Consider the following 19798-nt stretch of genomic DNA (forward strand, 5'->3'; position numbering starts at 1 on the left):
TCATGGAAACTAATCCGCATGAACTTCGCAATCTGATCCGGCTTGCATTGCTGGAAGATATTGGCGACGGCGATCATTCGTCCCTTTCAAGTGTACCCGAAAATGCCGTGAAACGCGCGAAGTTGCTCGTGAAGCAGGATGGTATCCTGGCGGGCGTGGAGGTTGCCCAGCTGATCTTCGACGAGACCGCTACCTATTATAATGATCCCCCACTGAAAATAGATGTGTTACTTTTTGACGGAACCGACGTCAAAAGCGGAGACATTGTTTTTATTGTGGAAGGAAGCGCGCGCCTGATCCTGAAAGCGGAAAGACTGGTGCTGAATACCATGCAGCGGATGAGCGGCATTGCCACTTACGCGCGGCAAATGTCTGCATTGATCGACGACCTGCCTGTAAAACTGCTGGATACCCGCAAAACGACGCCGAATTTCAGGCTATTTGAGAAAATGGCGGTGAAAATCGGTGGCGCGGTGAACCACAGAATGGGCTTGTATGATATGATCATGCTGAAAGACAACCACGTCGATTACGCCGGTGGTATCGAGGCGGCTATTACCAATGCGCGCAAATACCTGGCTGAAACGGGCCGGGACTTGAAAATTGAGATTGAAACGAGGAATCTGGCAGAAGTGGAAGAAGTGCTGAGAGTAGGCCAGGTGGATATTATTATGCTTGACAACTTTTCGCTGGACGATCTGCGGGAGGCTGTTAAAAGGATCGGGGACCGGTTTGAGACCGAAGCCTCGGGTAATATCACTGAAAAAACGTTGCGCGCCGTGGCTGAAACGGGCGTAGACGGGATTTCGAGTGGTGCATTGACGCACCAGGCGCGAAGCCTGGATTTAAGTTTAAAAGCCTTCTAACCCTTATCCCCATACCGAAAGCGTATGCAGCATACAGGATATTTTGCATACGCTTTTTACAAAAAAAGCCTTTGGCTGCTCCCGCGTGCGCTTTTCCTTCTCGTAGTATTTGTTTTCTTTTCTCCAAAAATCACCCTCGCTCAGGCGCCTCCGCGACAGGATATTGATATTAACCAGTTTGTAGCAAGCCTCTTCCCAGTTCCTTCCGAGGATATTGACTACTCAGAGCTTTTCGAATCGCTGATACAGCTTTACGCCAATCCACTCGATATCAATATAGTTACCGCCGATGAACTGTCTGGCACCCTGATACTTTCTGATGCACAGATCCGCGCTTTGCTGCAATATCGGGAGCAACTCGGCCCATTCATTTCCCTTTATGAATTGCAGGCAGTGCCGGGTTTTGATATGCCTACCATCCAGCGGTTACTTCCTTTTATTTGTTTAAATCCCAAACCTGTCTCTTTAAAAAACGCATTACAAAGCCCGAATCAGCACTTTTTGCTATTACGCTCAGGCAGGATACTGGAAACGCAAAAGGGATTTTCCCCCCTGGATTCTACTTCAAAAGCTGTTACCAGATATCTCGGAAATCCATATAATGCATTTTTAAGATACAGGAACGCGCGGACGGGCTATTACAGTTTCGGGGTCACTTTGGAAAAAGATGCGGGAGAAAAATGGCTGGCCTGGAAGCCGAAAAGGCACATTCTCGGAACCGATTTCACTTCTTTTCACGCACAATTACTGAACCGGGGGAAGATAAAAAATCTGATCATCGGTGACTATCGAATGCAAACCGGCCAGGGAATGGTGATGGGCGCCGTTTTTTCATTAGGTAAAGGTTCGGAAGTAATTAAAACAGCCTATCGCAGCACATTGGGATTCAAACCTTACACTTCTTCCGGGGAAGCCGACTTCTTTCGCGGTGCTGCATTGACACTCAGAATTGGCAAGAAAACGGATTTTTCAATGATGTATTCAAAAGTAAAAAGGGACGCGACGCTGGATATGGGCGCTGAAGGAAAAATATTCGCGACTTCGCTACCCCTTACCGGCTACCACCGCACACTTACTGAAAATGAGAAACATAACAACTTTTCGGAACAAAATGCGGGCGTACATTTTCTGCATCAGTTCCCATCCGAAAAAGGGCAGGTCGGGATCACGGCGCTGCATACTTACTACGAAGCCCCGATCCGGAAAAGGGGTGCGCTGTATAATGAATTTGAATTCTCAGGAAAACAAAATCTGATCGCTGGCATTCACGGCGATTACCGCTGGCACAACTATCACTTTTTTGGAGAAGGCGCATTATCCGGCGGAAAAGGTACCGGTATTACAGCTGGCGGTATCGGGAGTTTTGGCAGGAAATGGGACGCCACCTTTCTTTTTCGACATTATGCAAAGAATTTCCATACATTCTATGGTAACCCGATCAGTGAAGCAACCCGGCCGTCGAACGAAAGTGCGGTTTATGGCGGGTTACGGTTTATGCCCGGAAAGCGCTGGCAGCTGAGCGGGTATTTCGACCGGTTTTGGTTCCCCGGGCTGCGTTACCAGGTGGATGCACCTTCGAAAGGATTTGACTATTATCTGCATTTTTTATTCAAACCCAATAAGCGGCTGAATGTGTACGGGTTAATGCACGAAAAGCAGAAACAAAAGAATGATCCTGAAAATAAAGAGCAGCAGAATCGCCTCATAACTTCGGTTCGTCGCACTGCGATGCTTAATTTTGAATATGAAGTACCTCTGCGCTATGCGATTCGCACGCGGTGCCAGGTGGGCGATTCAGGTGAAAAACACGCCGCCCGGTCGAAAGGGATAACAATTTTGCAAGATCTCACCTGGCATTTTCCCAAGATCGAACTCAGCACCCGGTTTGCCTGGTTTAATACCGACGATTACGACAGCCGCCAGTACGTTTACGAAAAGGATATGCTTTACGCATTCTCAATTCCAGCTTACTACGACAATGGTACGCGGCATTATCTGATGCTGAGATACAACGTTTTCAGGAATATGAAAATATGGGCGCGCTGGTCGCAAACGCGGTACAAGGATTTGCAAAAGATCAGCTCGGGACTGAATGAGATCAAAGGAAATAAACGCAGCGAGCTCAAAATGCAGGTGATTTACCAGCTTTAAAACTATACATATTGAACACAACAACATTGAAAGAACAGGAAATGGCCCTCGATAAAAAAGAAGCATTAAAGAAGTTTTTCGGTTACGACAGTTTCAGGGAACACCAGGCGGAAATCATCGACACCGTTTTGGCCGATAATGATTGTTTTGTACTAATGCCGACAGGCGGCGGTAAATCGATCTGTTTTCAGATTCCCGCAATCCTGAGAGACGGGCTTACGGTCGTAATTTCTCCTCTGATCGCGTTGATGAAAGACCAGGTCGAGGCGCTGCTGGGCAATGGGGTTTCAGCGGCTTATCTGAACTCGACATTATCATCCGCCGAGCAGGACCGGATCATGTGGCGCGCGAAAACGGGCGACCTCAAATTGCTATATATTGCTCCCGAGCGGCTTTTTTCCGGAAATACATTCGAGTTTTTAAAAGAATGGAACGTCGGACTTTTTGCAATCGACGAGTCGCATTGCATTTCTTCGTGGGGCCACGATTTCCGGCCGGAATACAGGCAGCTGAGTTCATTAAAGATCCGTTTTCCGCAAGTCCCGGTGATCGCATTAACCGCGACGGCAGACAGGGTTACCCGCCGGGATATCCTCAAACAATTACGCATTGAAACCGCACAGACCTTTTTAACCAGCTTCGACCGGCCTAACCTGAGCCTGAACGTATTGCCAGGCCGAAAGCGCATTCAGCAAATACAGGACTTTATATCCAGGCGGCAGAATCAGGCGGGGATTATCTACTGTCTCAGCAGAAAAAGTACAGAAACGGTAGCGGCCAGTTTGAAAAAAGCCGGCTTAAAAGCGGAACATTATCACGCTGGTTTACCGGCCGAGCAACGCTCCCGAGTGCAGGAGGCATTTCTACGAGACGATCTTCAAGTAATTGTCGCAACGATCGCATTTGGAATGGGGATCGATAAATCGAATGTGCGCTGGGTGATCCACTACAATCTGCCTTCCAATGTGGAAAGTTTTTACCAGGAAATAGGCCGGGCGGGGCGCGACGGGCTGGCGGCGGATACTGTGCTGTTTTACAGTTACATGGATATTATGACCCGACAGGATATGATCAATAATTCGGATCAGTCGGAAGAACAGAAGGAGCTGTTGCATGCGAAGCTGAACCGGATGAAACAATATGCGGAAACGGACATTTGCCGGCGGCGGGTATTGTTGAATTATTTCAATGATGCATTCGACAAAGATTGCGGGAATTGTGATGTGTGTAAAAATCCGAGAAGCCGTTTTGATGCCACGGTAATCGCGCAAAAAGCACTGTCGGGCATTGCCAGGACCGATCAGAAAGTAGCAATGGGGATGCTCATCGATATTTTGAGGGGTAGTAAAAACAGGAATGTGTTGCAGCACGGCTACGAACGGCTGCCGACTTTCGGCGTGGGCGGCGAGCTGAAAGGTGAAGAATGGACCGAATATATCGGGCAGCTTCTCAATTCGGGCGCCATGGATATTGCCTACGACGAAGCACACGCTTTCAAGCTGAATGCAGTGAGCCGGCAGATATTGAAAGGCGAACGAAAAGTGGAGCTCGTCAAATTTATTCCTTTGAACGAAAGAAAAGCGAAGGAAGAAGAGCTGGCCCCTCGCGAAAAACCAAAGAAAGAAGTTGTACGCGACGCTTTGTTTGATCGTCTGCGCACATTACGCAAGCAACTTGCCGACGCGCTCGGTGTACCCCCTTACGTCGTTTTCAGCGATGCCACTATTTCGGAAATGGCGCAGAAAAAGCCCGTTTCCGAAATGCAGATGAAATCGATTTCTGGCGTGGGCGCTGAGAAGTTCAGGCGTTACGGAGAGACTTTTATCAATGAGATACTGGATTTTGCGCGGGAAAACTTCAAACCGGGGACGAAGGCGGTTGCGGGAATGACATTTATCGAAACGCTTACCCTATACAAATCCGGCGCTACCATACAGTCGATCGCCGAGCAGCGGAACCTTAGTACCACGACCATTATATCCCATTTGCTTAGGCTGAAAGAAGAAGGAAATGAAATCGACCTGCCATCCCTTATTGACAAGCGCGCGTACGACACGATCATTGCGGCCGCGGAGGAAATGCAGGTTCGGCAAAACGATCCGTTAAAACCACTTTTTGAGTTGCTAAATGAGCGATTTGACTACGGCCAGATCCGGCTCGCATTAGTAATATGGGGTGAAAAAAATGGGTTTTCTTAACAGTGAGCAGAATAGGACATAACTCATATTGGCTCTTTGAAAATCCACTTAGAAAAATTTATTTCAAATATTTTTTCGATTACAACCTTTTGGCTCAAAAATTGCTCTTTCAAGCGTATATGGCTCTTTTTCCAGATCCCAGATATTACGCATAACTATGAAAAATCAACGTATCCTAATCATTGCCTCTATTTTATTGATCCTTTGCGTTTTCGAGAAGCAGGCACGTTACAAAGCAGTACGGGGTGTAACTGTGGAAAAAATGTACAGTATTCCTGAAAGGAGTGAGTTAGATGTCCCAGTATATACTCAAAACGAGCCAAATGTATCTGGCGAAAATAAATCTTTATACGATCCTGCACAGCTGCTTGAACTCGTTTCCAGCGATACCACTTATAATAATGGTTTTAAACTGACCGACGAAAGATCACTTGACATTTCATCGGCCAATACACTTTCCAGTTACTAATATTCTTAACTGAAAAGCCCCATAATATCTTCCTGGCTTAGCTTCTTGATAAAGCCGGATTCGCCCCCCACCAGATCTTCCGCGAGGTCCTGCTTTCTCTGCTGAAGCAACAGGATTTTTTCCTCAATCGTATCCTTGCAAATCATCTTATAAGCGAACACCTTCCGCGTTTGTCCGATACGGTGGGTTCTGTCAATTGCCTGCCGCTCGACAGCCGGGTTCCACCAGGGATCAACGAGGTATACGTAGTCGGCCTCCGTTAGGTTCAGACCAACGCCGCCAGCTTTCAAACTCATCAAAAATACCCGGCAAGTCTGGTCGCTTTGAAAACGGTTAACCCTTCCTGCGCGGTCCACCGTCTGCCCGTCGAGGTACTCGTACGGAATTTTCACTTTTTCGAGATGCTGGCGTATCAGATCGAGCATTCCGAGGAACTGACTAAATATTAATATCTTGTGATTCGACGCATTCTCCTCGATCTCCCTCGTGATCTCTTCCAGCTTCGCGGATTCATTTCCAAAATCTTCGTCGCCTGACAGGATAGAAGGAGAATCACAGATTTGTCTGAGCTTTAATAATGCTTCCAAAATCAGGAAACTGCTTTTGTTCAAACCCTCCGTTGCCAGTTTTTCGGCGATTTCCTGCCGGTATCTTTCCCTGAAAATCTCGTAAACCTTCCGCTGCTTCTGGCCCATTTCGCAGAACAGAATAGTTTCCGTTTTGTCGGGAAGATCGGTTGCTACCTCCTCTTTTGTTCTTTTCAACATAAAAGGATACACCAGCTTGCGCAGCTCAGCGGCTTTTTCCTTATCCTGATATTTATCGATCGGTGTCGCATATTCACTTCTGAAAAAGTCGGCGTGACCGAGCATTCCCGGATTCAGAAATTCGAATTGTGAATACAAATCAAAAGTATTGTTCTCAACCGGGGTACCTGTCATCGTAAGCCGGTTCTTGGCACGAAGCAGGCGGGATGCTTTTGAAGTGAGCGAGTCCGGATTTTTAATAGCCTGCGCTTCATCAAGAACGATGTAATTAAAATCGAACTTCCTGAGAAGCTCTACGTCACTCCGCATGGTACCGTAAGTAGTGAGGATAATGTCGTATTCCTGAAAAAAGTCGATCTCTTTTTTCCTCGCCATTCCCCGGTGTACATACAATTTCAGGTCGGGCGTAAATTTCTCTGCCTCTGCCTGCCAGTTGAATATCAGTGTAGTAGGAACTACGACAAGATTCGTATTAGCTGGATTCAAGTTTTTCTGTTGTTGAAGAAAGGTCAGCATCTGCAACGTTTTCCCCAGCCCCATATCGTCGGCCAAACAACCTCCCCAACCGAATTCATCGAGGAAATGGATCCATTTATAACCCTCTTCCTGGTATTGGCGAAGTGTTGCCTGAATGTTCCCCGGAAGCGGTACATTTGGTATTTCCTTGAAGTTCAGCAGCTTCTCTTTCTTTTCCTGTAATTCCCTGAAAACCTCTTCATTATCCACCTCCGAGATCATTTCATCGATCAGCGAAAAGTGTATTTTGGATAAATGGATCTGGTCATTATCGACCCGGCCAAACTGCATGATCGGTTCCAGCTTAGCAATCCATTCTTCCGGCAGCATACCCAGCGATCCGTCGCTTAGCTGCACATAATTTTGTTTCTTCAAAAAGGCTTTTTTCACCTCGGCAAGCGATACTTTCTGATCGCCGAATGTGATTTCAATGGTCATATCAAACCAGTCGATACCCGAAGAAGCTTTCACTTTCACGGAGCCACGGTTTGGATTGAAACGCATTTTTTTAAGATCATTGAAGCCCAATACATCGTATTGCTTCTTTTTGGCACCTTCCACAAACTTGAAGAGCCAACCGTCTTTCATTACCTGATCGAACGGAATGTAGAAAAATGGCTGACCAGTTTGTTGTTCAAATGAAGGATGCAGGGATTTCAGCCACTGCCAAACCGCATTTTCTCCCAGCAGATCCCTTTCCAGCATTGTAATCTCATTGTCTCTGAAACTGCTGCTGGTGCGGCGCTGGTCATGGAAATATTCGGTAGTGCCCGTCTCGTTTTCGTAAACGTAGGCAGGGACGATCAGCAAATTCGCATCATCCTCCCGGAGATAGAGATTCGGCTTTTTAAGTGTGAGCGGGTGCGTGGTTACCTGGTGGCGGGTTTGAAAAATAACATCAAACTGCTCGGTCACAGGAATAATCCAGTCCGAAAGAAAGGTATCTGCAAATTCCTTTTTAACCCTGATCTTAAATCCGTTCTGGCTCAGATAAACGACCATTTCGGCCTCATTTACACCGGCCCAGCGAAATAGCGTTTTCTCATTGTGTAGCCCGAGCCAGAAGCTGTCCAGCGACATCACCTTTTGAAGTTCGATCGGAACGCCGGGTTTTAATTCGATATATGGATTAAGGGTAATAAATTCTTTGTCCTCAGTCAGAACAAAAAAGAGTTTGACCGGGTCGCGGTGAAGTTCGAGCTGGGTTAGCTGGTTGTTACTGGTCACGTAATCGCCGTCTGCCAGGTAAACCCGCTCAGAATCAAGGTCATTGAATACCCGGTTGATCTGTTTTCCTACATAAGTCCGCGCCTCAATCCGCTGGTTGTTACTTACATCGTCGAAATGCAGGTAAGCATTGTAAGCCCAGCCCTGCTTGCGGATGAATTTTTGCAAACCTTCCTCCCAATGCTTTGCAAGTCTTACCAGACGCGCATCGGCTTCGGTCAGTACCGGTATTTCGTCGGCCGCATAATAGTGGCTGGATCCGCCGGCTATATTGCGGATGCTCGTGAGCTTCTCGGATTTAGTACTGTATTTGACAGAAAAAACACCGAACCCAACGTCCAGCAGATGATTTCTTCCTTTTGACCAAAAAACAAAAATAGAAACCCTGTCCTCTTCGTCCTGCGCGTTTTCCGCATTGGCTACTGTAAATGACAGGCTTTGCTGCGGGATAATCCGCTCCTTCAAAGCTTTCCAATTCTGGTATGAGCCGATTTTCTGGATCGCCGGATCGAGTTTGATCAGCTGTAAGCCCCCGTCTTCATCCAACCGGAAATCAAATTTATCTTTAAACTGATCTTGTAGTGAATATCCGTATTCTGCGAGCAGGCTGTTCTTTTCAGCTGTCAGGTCGCGCATTACGTCAAATGCTTTCTCTCCCAGCTCTTCCCGCAATTTGAGCAAGCCGGCAAGCTTATGTTCGCATAGCGGCACCCAAAGTTTTTGTCCGCAGGTACAGGAAGTATGAATCTGCCTGGTATTTGGTACCCTGCTAAATTTTGTATGGTAAATAGTTTCCTGATCGGTAACTGCGCATTCCGCCTCTCCTTCCCGTGCAGCCGTAATTTCGACTTCCTTAATAGCCTCTTTATTGCGCCAGGTATCATCTAAAACCAGGCTGCGAAGCTGGAATTCACGAAGCTCGGCCAGCTCGATCACCGAGTCGGCCATGTCGTAAGTTACCTGCTTGATCGTCGGCATTTTGTCGAGGATATACAGGATAGCCGCGACCCTGTGTTTACAGAGCCCCGCTTTGTCAGGACAAGTACATTCGGTGATGATCTGGGGAGTAAGAAAATCCCGGATATTGATCTGATAGAAGTGGATCGAATAGTCGCTTTTGACCTTAAACTCCGCATTCCCGGGACCATTATATTCCAGCTTTGATACTTTTAAGCCGCCACTGCTATAAATGGAACGCCCTCTTGACAATACGTCCTTCTCTGTTCGCTTTAACAAGAAGTTAGATAATTTCTCCTTCTTTTCGTTTTCCATTTACCCGCTACCTTGTGAAAACGCAAAAGTACGGGATGTTTAGGTTTTATAGAAATCGCGAAAGGAGATATCCCGCTAATTTCAGCTGGCGATATACGGCTGTCGTATTACACCAATGTGCGGGCGGGCGAGTTCGTCCCTATAAAAGCTGGTGATCTGTTCGCCTACATTGGGATAGAGCAGGTTGTCTGACAGTGTATCGATTGGAAGCCATACGATCCGGAGTGCGGTTGTGTGTTCAGGATTTAATTTGGGTTCGCCCGAAGAAATAGTTGCTTCAAACACCATGTGCAGCGTTTCTTTCTTAACCTGCGGCCATATTACCTCGCCGCAGCAAACCATTTCCCCTATGTTTGCCTCGATCTGAATTTCTTCTTCGAGCTCCCGGAACAGCGCCTCGGACAAACTTTCTCCCGGATCAGGATTGCCGCCGGGCAGACCGTATACTTCTGTCTGGCCGTAACAATAACAAAGTGTTAATATCGAGTTGTCCCGGATTATAATTGCGGATGGACGTACGTTCATGCAGGAATAGGGGTCAGTAACGGAGTGATTTAATATAGTGTTGGTGGAAATTTTGTTAATCCTGCAAAACCATTTTCTCAATCAAAAGCATGAAAATGTGAATTACCTTAATATGTATTTCCTGAATTCTGTCGGCGTAGCCAAAATGTGGGACTCTGATCTCCACGTCGGCGAGTCCGGCCAGTTTGCCACCATCTTTGCCTGACATAATGATTACTTTCATTCCCTTCGCTCTCGCCGCTTCGGTTGCATTAATAATGTTAGTAGAATTTCCGCTCGTACTCAGTCCAAAAAGCACGTCGCCGGCTTGTCCCAAACCTTCAATAAACCGTGAGAACACAAAATCGTACCCAAAATCATTACTTACGCAGCTCAAATGACTTACATCCGAAATAGCGATTGCTGGCAGTGAGCGGCGATTATCGCGGTACCTGCCGGTAAGTTCCTCGGCAAAATGCATGGCGTCACAATGTGAGCCGCCATTTCCGCAGGAGATTATTTTCCCATTTGCAAGAATTGCGTCGGCCATTAAGCGGGCACCTTTTTCTATCTTTTCAATTTGTACCGGATCATTCAGAAACTGATCCAATACAGCCTGTGCTTCTTGCAATTCCTGACTAATAATACTCTTATAATCCATTATAAATAAGATTGTTAAAGTTTGATGGCTTTCAAAACGTGCGTTTTCCGGCCTGGTCCTTTGTGTCTTTGTACTTCAAAACCGCCTGCCCGCAATGCGCGTTTCACAATTCCTTTGGAAGAATATGTTACCAATACGCCGCCTTGCCTTGTTTGGGCTGCTATTTGCGAAAATATTTCGGCAGTCCATAACTCCGGCTGGGCTCGGGGATCAAAAGCGTCGTAAAAGATCACGTCAAATACCTCGTCGCTGCGGAAATCCTGCAACTGCGTGCTTTCTTTGGTTATTGTAAAAAAATCGGACAAATGTGTTGGCGCAGACCACGGGGCCTGGTGCAGCCGCATAAAGCCGCTCTCGCCGGTTTCCTGTTCGTAGTTGAGCAATTGCGCCTCGGTCTCGGAAACCGGATAAGCCTCTATCGTTGTGTAAAAAACAAATTTTTGCAGCCTGTCTGCCAGCTTCCACGCAAGGAAAGCATTTAGACCGGTTCCGAAACCCATTTCAAAAACGTGTATAGGAACTGTGGAATCTTGCAGGATCGGAAGCAGGCCGAGGTTGATACAAATGTGCTCCGCTTCCATGAGGGCACCTTGCAAGGAATGGTACTGCTGGCCAAACTGTAAACTGTATAGAGAATGCGAACCGTCTTCAGTGACTAAAAGCCTTTCCAAATAAGCCAGGTGTTTTGTTTGGCTTAAAAATAATTAAATCATTCTGCGCAGGGTAATCTGCGTGAAGAAAATATCCCCTTTGCGTTTCACAAGCAGGTCGATATTCTTACCGTCGCCGCGCTGCATGAGCTTGTAGATCTCGCTTACATTAAGATCTGAGGCAGCATGATCGTCTATAAACAGCAGCTGATCGCCTTCCACCAAACCTGCTTTGGAAGCTGGCGATTCGTCTACAATGTGGTTGACAATGTACGATTTCAGGTCCCTGCCCTCAGCGCGGATTTCCATCCCGCTCATATCGTGCTCGAATTTCTCGCGGAGGCGGCTTCTCACAGGTTTGAGCACCATGTATTGTTCCTGGTAGTTCATTGTTACCTTAAACCGGCGCAACAACTCGCAACCGATATTTCCCTGGCGCTCGGTACCCATTTTTATTTTCGCCCCAAATCCCGCACTGTCGGGAAAGGAAGCCACGATATTGTCCATTTGGAATCTTCCCAGGCGCACTTTATCAATACGTCCCAGATTTCCATTGATAACCCCGTTCAGTCCACGTCCCAATTGTGCGCGGATCACTTTTTCAGGAAGCCGGAAAGTTTCTTTTCTGGTATTGTTGAGCAACAATGCGTGTCCGGCGCCTGTATCGATCAATACCCGGATCGGGTGCTCACGACCGTCGGCAAACAAGGTCACAGCGTCGGTAAATGGCTTGGTATCCTCAATGATCAGCGGGTGTTTATCGCCTTTTTTGGATTTGTACTTGTATTTATCCGGCCGCATCAGAACCAGCTCTTTTTTCGAAAAGTCGATGGTGACGACGAAGTTGTTGAATACCTCATAACCGAAAATCCCGTGAACCGGCACGCCCACATATTCTGACAATTTTAAAAAATCTTCTTCGAGTACGACGATATTCTGGTGATTCGCTCTGAGCCGGCCCATCGAAAATTTATTGTCAATCGCCACGTGAGCTGATATGGACTTACCTTCCCCTGCCCCGGTGAGGTTAACCTTCCGGGTTAAACGCAGCTTGTCTGGTTTGAGGATATAAGGATCGGTAATGATAATGGAGCTGACGCCGGTATCCAATATAAAACGCAGGGAATCAGTATCGTTGATCTTGACGTAAAGCAAGATCAGATTGGAGTGCAGCTCAAAAGGTATGCGGGCGGATTTATGGTTTTTGTCAAGATAATAACCATATTTTTCCTCGGAAACGGGGGGAATATCTTCTGTACGAGCGAATGTATTGCGGCTTACGAAAAGTATGATCGCTACTATTAACCACTTAGACGTTTTCATCGTGGCCTCCTTTCTTTTAATCTAGATTTAAAATCATTCTGTCAGTACTAACAACACGTTGATCATAAATGGCCTGATTCTGTCTTTTATTCTCTTCTGTGTACACAAAGTATCAAATTCACGGGGCTGTCAAGTGGGTAAATTTAATCTATTTTATATTAATTAAACACAAAAAAATCTTTATATGTAAAAACTTTTTGCCTTTTGATTTAACACAAATCTTTAATCGGGTAAATGACAGAAATATGATAATTTTGTTGCGTCAAATGATGTTTTTCCACAATTAAAATTTTCTCATGCGAAAAAAAATTGTTGCCGGTAATTGGAAGATGAATAAGGTTCTGGATGAGGCAGTTGCGCTCACTTCTGAATTAGTGAATATGGCCAAAGATGAAGTGCAAAATGATGCCAAAATTATCCTTTGTCCACCTGCCATTTACCTGACCACTATTAAAAAATATATCGAGGACGCGCCTAATTTTTCATTGGCTGCTCAAAATTGTTCAGATAAAGTTTCGGGTGCATTTACGGGAGAAATCTCTGCTCAAATGCTGCAATCGATCGGTGTGGAATATGTGCTGATCGGCCACAGCGAGCGTCGTCAATACTTTAATGAATCCAATGCAGTATTGGCTGAGAAGGTTAATACGGCACTTGCAAATGGTGTTTCTCCGATATTCTGCTGCGGAGAATCTTTGCAGCAAAGACAAAATGAGGATTACGTTGGTTTTGTGAAGAACCAGCTGACAGAAAGTCTATTTCACTTGTCGGAAGAGCAGTTATTATCGGTAGTAATAGCTTATGAGCCAATCTGGGCGATCGGTACCGGGCTGACTGCAAGTGCGCTGCAAGCGCAGGAAATGCACGCTGCATTGCGCGAGCACATTGCTTCCAAATATGGGGCTAGTGTTGCCGAAGAAATTTCGATCCTGTACGGCGGAAGCGTAACAGCCGCCAGCGCAGCCGAACTCTTCGCATCCCCAGACATCGACGGCGGACTGGTAGGAGGCGCTTCTTTGAAATCGAGGGAGTTTACGAATATTGTTAAGGCTAGGTAGTTGGGGGTTTGGTCGTTTTTGTCATTAATGGTCATTGGTGGTCATTGATGGTCATTGGTGGTCAGGTATTGTTTGATATAATAGCTGACCGCTAATGACCACTCACAACAACAAATGACTACCAATGACAAAAATGACAATCAATGACCACCAGTGACAATAAATGACTACCAGTGACCAAAACGCCCCCAGTAACAACAAATGACCCACGTCAAACCTCCGTCACCACAAACTCCACTCGCCTGTTCCTGGCTCTTTCTTCGGGGGTACCTTTTGTGACTGCGCGGGTGCCGCCGTATCCTTTTGCTTCTATCCGGCTTTTTTCAATACCTTTTTCGACCAGGTAAGCCTGTACTGATTCAGCTCTTTGGCGCGATAATTCGAGGTTTTTGTCAAAATCACCTACGTTGTCGGTGTGGCCTTCAATGCGGATGCGGATGTTTTTGTTTTCTCTCATCATATCCACGAGTCTGTTCAACTCGGCGTAGGATTCGGGCAGCAATGCATATTTGGAGGTTTCGAAGTAGATATTCGGCATGGTGATCGTTTCACCGACTGCCAGCGGATTAAGGTAAAAATCGTGCGTGAATGCACCTTTTCCGGCAGAATCAGCTGGACTGAGGCTTAATGCGGTCCCATAATATCCTTTCGCCACGATTTTCAAATCGTACTTTTCAGCCGGATCAAGCCCCAGCCGGTATTTGCCCGATGAAGACCTGATCTGCAATGAATCGCCCTTTTCCACATATTGTATCTCAGCCGCTATTGGTTGTTTTGTTTTTGCATTGAAGACATTGCCCCGCAGTACTGCAACTCCACTTTCTGCTGCCGGCTCTTCCACCGGAGTTTCTTCTTTTTGAGGAACAACCGCTTTTTCTGCCGGTTTCTTGACAGGCGGCGCCGCTTTCGCAGTTATTTTAGGGGTTTTTTGAACCGGCTTTTTCAGCGGATTTTTAATGTGAATACCATAAAAATTCCACGATTGTGTTCCCTGCGAGCTGCGCCCTTCATAAAAATCAAATTCCTCAATGCCGGGGCTCAGCCGCTCGAAATAGGCTACAAAATCAACCTTTTCGCCCGCTGTAACTTCCTTGGTAGCGTTCGTTGGGATATTTTCTGCTTTTATAAGCTTGAATTTTTTCTCGATCTCTCCTGGTTTGTACAACCTCGTTTCAGGATCCAGCCAGATCTGGTTTCCCCCCTGAATAGGTCCCTGCCCTCGTTTGAACGGCAAATTAAATCCCTTCGGAACCTGGGGCACATTTGATTTTTTTTCAACAAATTCGAGGGATATGATCGTATACTGATCGGTCAATTCTACGCGCTTGATCTTGACATATTCGGCAGACTGCTCGTCTACTTTTGGGTTCTCAGTAACTTGTCCAAAGGCGTAGTTCAGCGAAAGTGTGATGGCGAAGGCAAATGCCAAAAACGTTCTGCATTTCATGGTTCTTAACTTTTACATTTTTAATAACTGCAAGAACGCCCTAAACGCCCTCATAGTTTGTTAAAAATTGTTAAAGTACTTAAACCTATTGATTTACAGAGATAAAGCCGGACCAGAATGCGGGATCGTAACGTTCCCAGGCGTGGCAGGCGAATGGAAGCTGGTGATTCGTGAGCTCGTAAGTGGCCGCCGGGCTTTTTTCAAAAGCAAATTGAAGTGCCTCTTCCCAGGCAGGCAATTTCAGAAATAATTTCATAGGGATCAGGCGTGTCGCTTCCTGCGAGAAGAGCATATCTTCATTTCCTTTCCATTGAGGATAAAAGAAATTGTAAATTTTGAGATACCGGATAAAAGCTTCCACGCGCCGCAAAGAAAAACCCCCATTGAGCACTACCCTATTGGCAGACAATGCATCGGCAAATTCCTTTTTTGAATCGGGACCCAGTGCATCATACTTCGGCTGGTGCAGCGATGGGGCTCCGATATAATCGTATCCCTTTTTACACCAAACTGCCAGCTCGTCACGAAAAACGTAAGCATCGAGCTGGCAGATTAATATGTATTGATAGGATAAAAATCTTTCGTAAAAAGTCAGAGAAGTCAGCAGCCGGTTGTACGCGTCGATTCCGTTGAAGTAATCGTCCGGAAAAGATACCTGCTGAATGGAGGGAAATGCATTGAAATCGCTGCCAAGCTCCATTTTTTCGGGCTTGACGATGATGATCGGGTAGTTTGATAAAACCTGAATACATTGTTTCAAGGAAATCAGCTCGTTCGGTGTCAGGTCCGGGCGGTAAACCGGGACTACAATCGCAACAGAAGCATTTTCCTGACCAATTTTCACGCTATAAACATTTCTTATTCCAATAAATCGCCGATAGCAGGCAGCCACCAGTCTTTGCTGCTAAACTTGTAATATCCTCTTAAAACCTGATTAATTACCGGCGTGAATCGTTTTGCGCGATTTTCAGGCAGGGAAGCGCGGCTGTAAAAATGCTTTTGCGACAAATATAGCTTAATCAGCTTTTCTCTCGGCACAAATGGAATAGCGCGCAGCAGCTTATATAATTCGTGCAGCTTATCTGCTTTTTCCACCAGTGGGACCAGTTTTTTCTTTCTGTCCCGCACAAAACGGTCTTTCAAGTGCACCTTTTCCACCTTACCCCCAAAACCGACCTGCTGGCTGGCGTGCATCCGGTAATTGATCAGCGGCTCTTCGATGAAATCTATTTTGTTTTCCAGACTCAATACCACAGCGATCCAGGCATCGTGAATCAGATCGGGTACGTGGGTTGGGAATGGGGTCAGTCTTTCGAGGCACGATTTGCGGATCGCGAGCGTGGCGCCGGTTACTACAAAGCCATTGAACAAAATCTCGTGCGGCTTTCCTTTCTTCCACTTGTTGCGGCCCCGCTCGTCGAATTCGATTTCCTCCCAAATATTTCTTCCGATCGGCTTTGAATCGTCGTCGACCATGACTGCATCTGAAAATACCGCGTCAATATCCGGGTGTTCGCTCAGGTACTTGACCTGCGTTTCCACTTTGTCGATGCGCCAGAGATCGTCCTGGTCACAAAGAAAAACAATATCGCCGCCGCAAAGCAGCATGCATTTTTCAAAGTTCCTGGTTGAGCCCAGGTTCGTTTCATTTACATAAATCCTGACCGGAAAAGCGCTCGTTTCTGCGAATGCTTTAATCACCTCAATGCTATTATCCTTAGACCCGTCGTCACAAACTACGAGCTCGTCAACCTGCATGGTTTGATCAGCAATGCTCCTCAACTGCTCAGGCAAGAACTTCGCCCCGTTGTAAGTGCACATAGCTACTGAAATCATAGTAATGTGTATAAAAATTTAGCCGACAAACGCGGCAATTTAACATTTAACCTCTCCTTTTCGCAACACGATTTGCGATTTTCACTTAACACCATTTGTAAACTAATTTGTTTTTGCGGGAATAATTACCACCTTTTTACTAATCGCCCAGCTTAAAATTTCCGAATATGGATACGCTTCCCTGTAATATACCAACCGGGTACCGGGGTTGGATTCCCACTTTTGTATAGTAGCCACGATCTCCGCATTGTGTTTTTGCAGATCCGTCCGGTTATTATAAAAACCAAAACCCCAGATCACAAGAACAATGCCCGCAATGTATTTTAAATGCTCTTTTTTGAGAATTTTGAGATCGAGCAATATCAGTACCAGAAGTACCGGGATCGTTGCAGTGAAAAACATATAGCGGGGCGCAATTCCTCCCGCAGCTTTGGATTCGAACCGCGAAACAGCGACGATTATTCCTGAAAGTATAGGCAGCGAAAGCAACGAGAAAAGAAGCGGGTTTTTGGAAGCATAACCCTTCCAAAACAGCCAGGCCCAGATGATCAGTACCGAAAGGCCCATTAACATACACACTATAATATTCACAGATTGCCCGGTCGCAGGATTGATATACAAGTAACTTCCCAGAAACGTTAGCAATAAACGCGCCATCCACTCTGCATTGAAACTTGCGCCTGCCGCGCTTTTTATTTCAGGGAGTGGTAAAAAGGTAAGGTATAACAGTACTGCTGCGCAAATAACCCAGATACCCAGCATAAGCCACTTCCTCTGTATCAACAAGATAAATGCAGCCAGGAACAACGCAAGAAAACCATTTCCAAATGAGAGAACAGCCAGTAATGCCGCCAAAAGTCCCAGAAAAAAACTGGCACTCAGGGGTTGTTTTGCATTATTAACCGCGAATAGGGTCAGAAATGAGAAGAAAAAAACTGTATAATGTTGAATCCCTCCCCAATAGTAAAACGTCACCTGCCAGAATGCAAGACTGAACAAAAACAGGCAGGTGATCAGGAGCATTTCGGGAGTTAGCTGCTTGTTCTGCCTGATCACCGCAATCATCAAACCAAAAAAAGAAAGCAGAAAGATATTCTGAAAAATAATCAGATGGCGGAAATTGAGCTGTCCGAAAATGGCGTAGTAAATAGCGGCGCAGGATTTGGAGAACAGGATCCGGTGTTCGTTGTGCCGGCTTAGCAGGATATCCTTGCGCATTTTGAAGGATTCGGTATCAAAATAATACCGCCTGATAAAGTTGATTGTCGTATCGTAATCATCAAAGGAAGGAGCATTCAGCGCATTTTCGAAAAGCGTAAAGAGAAAGATTAAAAAAACGGCTGCGCTGAGTGTGATGAATAGATATTTACGCATATCTGATATTTTTGTCAAAAACGACCCGGGATTTGTCGCCGCCAGGATTAACTGCGGATTCCCGGAATTTACTCAAAGTTACTAATCGCATTTGAATGGCCTTACCAGATCAGCTCAAAAAGGCAATTATCCAGATGCCGACCAAAGAAAAGGATAGATTGCTGCTCCGGCTTATTACCAAAGACAAAACGCTTGCCGACCGGCTCCATTTTGAATTGATCGAAGACAGCCTGACCATACCGGAAAGGCGCGAGGATATTGCGGCGACGATCACCCGCACGTCGAAATTTAACCAGAATACACCCGGCTGGATTTTAATGGACCTGCGAAATCTGAGCGGCGATATTGCCTATCACGTAAAAGTTACCAAAGACAAGATCGGGGGAATGGAGCTTAACTTGTTTATGCTCAATACGTTTCTTGAAAACTATTCCGATATCCTGAAAACCTATTCTTCGCGGGCGGATACCTGCGCACTTTACATTGCGAAAAAGGCGCAGGTGATTTTGAATGCATTCAATAAGCTGGATGAAGATTACCGGGTGGACTATTTAAAAGATGTGAACCGGATGCTGAAACTGGTTTATAGTCTTTGCTCCAAAATGTATGCAAGACAAATGGAACTGCCGCAGGAGATCGAATAGTTTCTATCTCAAACCCACTATCAATGCCGGATCATGAAAAAGACTGCCTTACTGATTATCGACGCGCAATATGATTTCTGCAACCCAAAGGGAACATTGTTTGTGCCGGGTGCGGAGGAAGATATTCAAAGGATCGCCAGATTGATCTCGCTCGACGGCGACAAGATCGACAGCATTTTCGTCACGTTGGACACGCACAAAGTCCTCGATATTGCGCACCCGCTGTTTTGGGAAGATCAGAATGGAAATACCGTGGCGCCTTTTACATTGATCACGGCCGCGGCTGTTAAAGCTGGAAAATGGATTCCGCGCTATCATAAGGAATATGTGCTGAAATACCTGGAAAAACTGGAAGAGCAGGGTGAATTCAAACATTTCATCTGGCCGGAACATTGCTTGATCGGCTCAAAAGGCGCTTCTCTTGACGATACGTTATTGAGTGCAATACTCGCCTGGACGCACCAGACTGGCCGGGATTATGTAGCTGTTTCAAAAGGTATAAATCCGCTGACTGAACATTTCGGGGTTTTCAAAGCGCAGGTACCTGTTGACAATGCGCCGGAAACTGACCTGGACCGTGCTTTTCTTTCCCAACTTACTGATTTTGAACAAATACTGATTGCAGGAGAAGCCCGCTCGCATTGCGTGGCTACGAGCATTCAACAGATCGTGAAATATGCTCCGGAGCTGATTCCGAAGGTTGTCGTACTTTCGGATTGTATGTCCGACGTGCCCAATTGGGGCTATCTGGCCGATGATATATTCGAAGAAGCCGCCGAAAAAGGAATGACTTTTTTAAAGGCCAATTCCGTTCGTTTTTAAGAGCTCGGTTCCC

General features: G+C 46.1%; 16 protein-coding genes. 7 read left to right on the top strand and 9 right to left on the bottom strand.

Annotated features, from left to right (window positions below):
- Positions 1–2: 2 nt before the first annotated feature.
- The 4 genes from nadC (at position 3) to KOD92_RS18915 (ending at position 5684) form a co-directional block, all read left to right on the top strand.
- A complete protein-coding gene (gene nadC, locus KOD92_RS18900; RefSeq protein ID WP_215235143.1) occupies positions 3–866 on the top strand; it encodes a carboxylating nicotinate-nucleotide diphosphorylase in 864 nt (287 codons plus the stop codon).
- 24 nt (positions 867–890) lie between these two features.
- Positions 891–3017, top strand: a complete 2127-nt coding sequence (locus tag KOD92_RS18905; protein WP_215235144.1) for a ComEA family DNA-binding protein — start codon at positions 891–893, stop codon at positions 3015–3017.
- A 41-nt stretch (positions 3018–3058) separates the two neighbouring features.
- Positions 3059–5215, top strand: a complete 2157-nt coding sequence (gene recQ / locus KOD92_RS18910; protein WP_215235221.1) for a DNA helicase RecQ — start codon at positions 3059–3061, stop codon at positions 5213–5215.
- A 157-nt stretch (positions 5216–5372) separates the two neighbouring features.
- Positions 5373–5684: a hypothetical protein gene (locus KOD92_RS18915; RefSeq protein WP_215235145.1), complete on the top strand. Its 312-nt coding sequence runs from the start codon at positions 5373–5375 to the stop codon at positions 5682–5684.
- Between the two features lie 5 nt (positions 5685–5689).
- Here KOD92_RS18915 and KOD92_RS18920 read toward each other — a convergent pair whose 3' ends face one another.
- The 5 genes from KOD92_RS18920 to KOD92_RS18940 form a co-directional block, all read right to left on the bottom strand.
- Positions 5690–9466 (bottom strand): SNF2-related protein, encoded by a 3777-nt coding sequence (locus tag KOD92_RS18920; RefSeq protein WP_215235146.1) that lies wholly within the window; start codon positions 9464–9466, stop codon positions 5690–5692.
- A gap of 81 nt (positions 9467–9547) precedes the next feature.
- The gene (locus KOD92_RS18925; RefSeq protein WP_215235147.1) at positions 9548–9991 is read right to left on the bottom strand and encodes an NUDIX domain-containing protein; all 444 of its coding nucleotides are present in this window, start codon (positions 9989–9991) and stop codon (positions 9548–9550) included.
- 55 nt (positions 9992–10046) lie between these two features.
- Positions 10047–10631 carry a D-sedoheptulose 7-phosphate isomerase gene (gene lpcA, locus KOD92_RS18930; protein WP_215235148.1) on the bottom strand — a complete coding sequence of 195 codons (585 nt, stop codon included), beginning with the start codon at positions 10629–10631 and terminating at the stop codon, positions 10047–10049.
- Positions 10632–10645: 14 nt separating this feature from the next.
- Complete coding sequence (gene mnmD, locus KOD92_RS18935) at positions 10646–11302, bottom strand: tRNA (5-methylaminomethyl-2-thiouridine)(34)-methyltransferase MnmD (protein WP_215235149.1); 657 nt, start codon at positions 11300–11302, stop codon at positions 10646–10648.
- A gap of 33 nt (positions 11303–11335) precedes the next feature.
- Positions 11336–12604: an aspartyl protease family protein gene (locus KOD92_RS18940; RefSeq protein ID WP_215235150.1), complete on the bottom strand. Its 1269-nt coding sequence runs from the start codon at positions 12602–12604 to the stop codon at positions 11336–11338.
- 296 nt (positions 12605–12900) lie between these two features.
- Between KOD92_RS18940 and tpiA the strand changes: the two genes are divergently transcribed.
- Positions 12901–13662 carry a triose-phosphate isomerase gene (gene tpiA, locus KOD92_RS18945; RefSeq protein WP_215235151.1) on the top strand — a complete coding sequence of 254 codons (762 nt, stop codon included), beginning with the start codon at positions 12901–12903 and terminating at the stop codon, positions 13660–13662.
- 211 nt (positions 13663–13873) lie between these two features.
- Here the strand turns inward: tpiA and KOD92_RS18950 are convergent, their stop codons facing one another.
- From KOD92_RS18950 to KOD92_RS18965, 4 genes are all read right to left on the bottom strand, one after another.
- A complete protein-coding gene (locus KOD92_RS18950) occupies positions 13874–15109 on the bottom strand; it encodes an OmpA family protein (protein ID WP_215235152.1) in 1236 nt (411 codons plus the stop codon).
- Positions 15110–15194: 85 nt separating this feature from the next.
- Positions 15195–15953: a DUF5672 family protein gene (locus KOD92_RS18955; protein ID WP_229254748.1), complete on the bottom strand. Its 759-nt coding sequence runs from the start codon at positions 15951–15953 to the stop codon at positions 15195–15197.
- A 14-nt stretch (positions 15954–15967) separates the two neighbouring features.
- Positions 15968–16945 carry a glycosyltransferase family 2 protein gene (locus KOD92_RS18960; RefSeq protein ID WP_215235153.1) on the bottom strand — a complete coding sequence of 326 codons (978 nt, stop codon included), beginning with the start codon at positions 16943–16945 and terminating at the stop codon, positions 15968–15970.
- 102 nt (positions 16946–17047) lie between these two features.
- Positions 17048–18319, bottom strand: coding sequence for a hypothetical protein (locus tag KOD92_RS18965; protein WP_215235154.1), 1272 nt, complete (start codon positions 18317–18319; stop codon positions 17048–17050).
- A gap of 95 nt (positions 18320–18414) precedes the next feature.
- Between KOD92_RS18965 and KOD92_RS18970 the strand changes: the two genes are divergently transcribed.
- Both KOD92_RS18970 and KOD92_RS18975 read left to right on the top strand, forming a co-directional pair.
- Positions 18415–18963, top strand: coding sequence for a hypothetical protein (locus KOD92_RS18970; protein ID WP_215235155.1), 549 nt, complete (start codon positions 18415–18417; stop codon positions 18961–18963).
- A gap of 33 nt (positions 18964–18996) precedes the next feature.
- Entirely contained in the window at positions 18997–19785 is a 789-nt protein-coding gene (locus KOD92_RS18975; protein WP_215235156.1) for a cysteine hydrolase family protein, read from the top strand.
- Positions 19786–19798 lie beyond the last annotated feature (13 nt).

It is taken from the genome of Dyadobacter linearis (assembly GCF_907165045.1).
GTDB classification, from domain to species: domain Bacteria; phylum Bacteroidota; class Bacteroidia; order Cytophagales; family Spirosomataceae; genus Dyadobacter; species Dyadobacter linearis.